The following is a 1497-nucleotide window of genomic DNA, read 5'->3' on the forward strand; positions in this document are numbered from 1 at the left end:
AGTGGGTTGACGACGTCCGTACCGATGGCAACGATCTCGCCGGCCGCTTCGAAGCCCGCCACATAGGGCGGGCCGCCGCCCCTGCCCGAACGCACCGGGCACCCGCCCGTCTTCGCGACGTCCCGGCCCGCCGAACCAGGCATCGACCCGAAGGCGCTGGAAACCCTGGCCGCCGACGCAGCCGAGCGCGCCCGTCGCCAACTCGCCGCCGCGCTGGCGAACGACACACCACCGGATCCATGTGACCTGACGGAGTGGCAGGACGCTGTGCGCATCGCCGCCGAGCACCCACAGACAGAGGTCTTCGCCCGGATCGCCGAGAGCACCGGCCGCCCGCTGATCGAGCTCGCCCAGGCGGTACGAGCCTGGAGGAACGGCGGCACGACCGCACTCGCAGTCCTGGAGGGCCCCTGGACCCCCGACCCATCCGTACTCACCCGCGCCCGAGCCTCGCTCGCCGAGGACTGGGCGGACGGACGGCCTCCCCAGCTGCGCGCGTGGCGCAACCGCTGGACCGTCGTCGGCCGCGACCGCCAACTGCGCTACGGTCGCGACGGCCGCTGGTATCCATACGGGAAAGAGGACGGCGCCTGGTGGCCCATCGGCCAACCCGACCCCGACCCCGCCACGGCCCTCGCAGCGCTGCTCGTGCTCCAAGATCGCCGCTCGTGACCATGACGTCACCTCAAGGGGCTCCGATCTTCGTCATACTCCCCGACGCCCAGGAAGTCCGCGGACGGCTGCACTCCCGCCGACAGGTGAAGGACGGCTGGCTCTACCAGGTAGGAATCCTGGTGTGGCAGAACGGCACAAACGGCTCCGCCGAACCTGCCGAGCAGAGATTCTGGGTGAGTCCCGCACACGCCCGCCCGGCACCCGGGGTCTCCTACGAGCACGTCCCGACCCATCGTCTGTCCGGAACAGATACCCCGTCCCGAGAACGCCCGCCTGCATGGACACTCCAGTACCTGCCCCACCGCCCCGGACACCTGGGTGGCACACTCCTCCACGTCATCGGCTGCACCCCCAGCGACCGGACACTCACCCGGGAAGAGGCCCTTGCCGCGCTCCGTCAACCCCGCGCAGCAGCCTGCATCCAGTGCGACGCGGCCCGATCCCTCACCCCGGAACGGCGGCAGACCGATCAGAACCGCCAGACCCGACAACAGGGCGGCGACGAATCCCGACCGGACACGGACTCCAGCGAAACGCCCCCCATAACCACCCAGCCCGAAAGAGCGGCACCACACAGAACAGAGAACGGCACAGCACCGACGGACGACAGCTGAACACCGCTGTTGAGGCGGTTCGCGGGGTACTTGTTGCGGATGGAACACAGAGCACGCTCGATGTACACCTGGTGCGGCTCGACATCGTGATGGCAGTCGCTGTCGATTCCCTGGGAGCGTGGAGGCTCCGGTTACGGGGCCTCGGGTCTCCTGACGGGCCTCGGCGCGTTTGTCGTTGATGATCTGTTCAAATTCCACGGACGGCAGG

General features: G+C 69.1%; 2 protein-coding genes and 1 pseudogene. 2 read left to right on the forward strand and 1 reads right to left on the reverse strand.

The window, feature by feature from the left end:
* Nucleotides 1-227, reverse strand: a pseudogene (locus tag AB0N17_RS46610) (hypothetical protein); the annotation flags it as partial.
* A gap of 40 nt (nucleotides 228-267) precedes the next feature.
* Between AB0N17_RS46610 and AB0N17_RS46615 the strand changes: the two are divergent.
* Nucleotides 268-672 (forward strand): hypothetical protein, encoded by a 405-nt coding sequence (locus AB0N17_RS46615; RefSeq protein ID WP_366017720.1) that lies wholly within the window; start codon nucleotides 268-270, stop codon nucleotides 670-672.
* Between the two features lie 2 nt (nucleotides 673-674).
* The gene (locus tag AB0N17_RS46620; protein ID WP_366017721.1) at nucleotides 675-1289 is read left to right on the forward strand and encodes a DUF6233 domain-containing protein; all 615 of its coding nucleotides are present in this window, start codon (nucleotides 675-677) and stop codon (nucleotides 1287-1289) included.
* Nucleotides 1290-1497 lie beyond the last annotated feature (208 nt).

It is taken from the genome of Streptomyces sp. NPDC051133 (genome assembly GCF_040682635.1).
Lineage (GTDB): Bacteria > Actinomycetota > Actinomycetes > Streptomycetales > Streptomycetaceae > Streptomyces.